Origin of the sequence: Streptomyces sp. URMC 127, assembly GCF_051386535.1 — a bacterium.
Lineage (GTDB): Bacteria > Actinomycetota > Actinomycetes > Streptomycetales > Streptomycetaceae > Streptomyces.
On record NZ_JBPQTW010000398.1, the window covers coordinates 1 to 2,575 of the forward strand.

The 2,575-nt window shown below is 79.1% G+C and carries 2 protein-coding genes and 1 pseudogene; 2 read left to right on the forward strand and 1 reads right to left on the reverse strand.

Annotation, left to right across the window (positions count from 1 at the left end; all coding sequences use genetic code 11):
• Window positions 1-1,371 (forward strand): asparagine synthase-related protein (locus tag ACSNOH_RS34385; protein WP_436725378.1); only part of this gene is annotated, 1,371 nt, incomplete at its 5' end.
• A 314-nt stretch (window positions 1,372-1,685) separates the two neighbouring features.
• On the opposite strand, the gene ACSNOH_RS34390 is transcribed toward ACSNOH_RS34385, so the two are convergent.
• Window positions 1,686-2,252 carry an NPCBM/NEW2 domain-containing protein gene (locus tag ACSNOH_RS34390; RefSeq protein WP_436725379.1) on the reverse strand — a complete coding sequence of 189 codons (567 nt, stop codon included), beginning with the start codon at window positions 2,250-2,252 and terminating at the stop codon, window positions 1,686-1,688.
• Here ACSNOH_RS34390 and ACSNOH_RS34395 point away from each other — a divergent pair.
• Window positions 2,143-2,575, forward strand: a pseudogene (locus tag ACSNOH_RS34395) (hypothetical protein); the annotation flags it as partial. The gene ACSNOH_RS34390 and the pseudogene ACSNOH_RS34395 overlap by 110 nt on opposite strands.

Below are 2,575 nucleotides of genomic sequence, written 5' to 3' on the forward strand. Positions count from 1 at the left end.
GCCCACCGCCGCGCCGCCCGCGGGGGCCCCGCCCCCGGCATCGGCGCCGACCTCTCCGGAGGCAGCGCCTCCGCCACGCTGGCGCTGCTCGCCGGCGGCCTGCCGGGCCTCCCCGGCACCCTCCTCGGCCACGGCGCCGGCGGCGGCCGCCTGCTCGCCGTCACCTTCAACGACCTCGTCACCGACGACAGCCGCGTCCGCGAGGCCGAACTCGAACGGGCCCACGCCATCGCCGCCGACCCCCGGCTGCGGCACATCGTCGTCGCCGCCCGCGAGGAAGCCCTGCCCTACGCCGACCTCGCCGGCGGCCCCCTGACCGACGAACCGGGCCCCTCCCTCGTCACCGCCGAACGCCACCGGCACCGGCTCGCCGCCGGCGGCGCGGACCACCTCGTCGGACACGGCGCCCGCCAGGCGCTCGACGCCCACCCGGCCCGCCTCGCCGACCTTCTGATGGACCGTCGCCGGCGCCATCTCCTGCGGCCCGTCTCGGCGCTCGCCCGCGCCGGCAAGGGCGCCTCCGGAGGGGCCCTCGTCATCCCCTTCACCGTCTACCGGGCGGCCCGCCGGCTGGCCCGCACGTCCTACCGGGAAGGCCTCGAAGCGGCCGCCGGGCAGCTACGGGCCACGGCCTTTCCCCCCGCCGACGACACCCCGGGCTCCGCCGCGCCCGCCGGTGCGGGCGGGGCTGTCGACGCTTCCCTCGCCGCTCTCACCTGGTGCCGGCCCGGCCCCGCCGCACGCTGGCTCACGGGTGAGGCTCTGGCCGAAGTGTCGGCTCGGCTCCAGGCCGCGGCCGTCCGTCCCCAGGGCCTCGCACAGCGCCCCGGCGAACGCCGCGCCGCTGCCGCCCTCGCCCGGCACGCCGCCGACCACCGCATCTTCGAACAGGCCGCCGAGGTCCGCAGCCAGCGGCTCCACGCCCCCTTCCTCGACAACCAGGTCGTACGGGCCTGCCGCGCCCTCCCCGAGGCGCTCCGGGTGCAACCGGGCGCCCGCGCCGCGGTCCTGCGCGCCGTCCTCGCCGGGGCGGGCGTCCAGGATCTGCCCGCGGGCTGGGGAGCCACGTCGCACGCCGCGCACGCCGCGGCCGTACGGGCGGGGCTGCGGGCCTCCGCAGGGCCGCTGCTGGAGCTCTTCGAGGCGCCGCTGCTCGCCGACGCCGGGCTCGTGGAGGCCCGGGTCGTACGGGCCGCGCTGCACGGCGCCGCGAACGGCCGTGCACTGCCCCTGGACGGCCTCGCGGAGCTCGTCTCCACCGAGGTGTGGCTGCGGCGCCTGCTGGCCCGGCGCGGGACGTGCTGGACCGGCTCGGCGGCGCCGCGTCAGCGCGCGGTGGCGGGCGGGCTGGCACCCGGCCCGCCCGTGTGAGGGAACCGCATGCTGCCGGGGGACGAACGGGGACGGGCACGGGACGAGCGCGGACGGGTACGGACGAGCCCGGTACGTGAGGCGGCTTCGGCACCGCCTGCCGGGGCGGCTTGGGCACTGCTGCCGGGGGCGGCTTCGGCACCGCCGGACCGCGCCGGGAGGGGCACGGCGTCGCCCTGCGCCTGGCCGCCCCGGGCCCCGGCGGCGGGCTCGCCGCCCCGGCGGATTCTTCTTACCCGGCGGGTTCTTCTTGCCTGACGGCAAGGCCCCTGAGTGGCCCCGGACCTTTCATTCCGGCGGCCGGAGCCGAGCCGTCACCCGCAGGAGATCCACGACCGCGCCCAGTCCGACACCGCCGTCCAGCCCATGCCCCGCCGCGGCTGCACCGTCAGCCGGATCGTGCGGTGGCCGGAGAGCGGCACGTACACCGGCACCGCCGGCTCTCCGCCCCGCAGCACGCCGGAACGCCACAGAGGCACCCCGTCGCCGTAGACGGCGAACTGCGCGGCACCGAGCCCCATCGACATGTCGTCGACGCCCACGAGGGCACTGAAGGCCGTACAGGGCCGGTTCAGCTCGACGGTGACGGCCGAGGGCGCGTGCACGCTCACGCCGTGCCCGTACGTGACGCCGCCGACCCGCAGGCCGTACCGCTGCCACAGCCAGCTGTGCGCGCCCAGCCGCACCGCGGGCGCCGTGCCGTCGCCCGCGCCCGCGTACGCGAGCTGATTGAGCTGGTAGACGGCCGGCGGCCGGGGCGGCGGCGAGGGAGTGGGCGAAGGAGACGGGGAGGGCGACGGAGAAGGGGACGGCGAGGGCGAGGGCCGGTGGACCGGCGGCGCGGGAGGCGGCGACGGCTTCGGCCGCGGCCTGGGCGCCACGGCACGGACCGGCACCACGGGCGCCGTGCTGCCGGGGCGGCTCTGCGCCACGACGGGCGGCTTCACCCTGGGCGTCGGCGCCGAGGGCACCGGCGTGGGCGTCTGCGACGGGGCGGGGGAGTGGCTCCGCTGCGGCGCGGGCGTCGGCCTGGGCGTCGCCACGGGCGCCACCGGGGCCGCAGGCGCCTTGGCCTGCGGGGGCCCGGCGGGCGCGGACGAGAGCCCGATCAGGGCGTACGCGGCGGCGGCACCGGCCGCGGCCACCATCCCGCCGATGATGCCGATCTTCGCGGGAACCCCCAGCCCCTGGCTCCCGGCAGCAC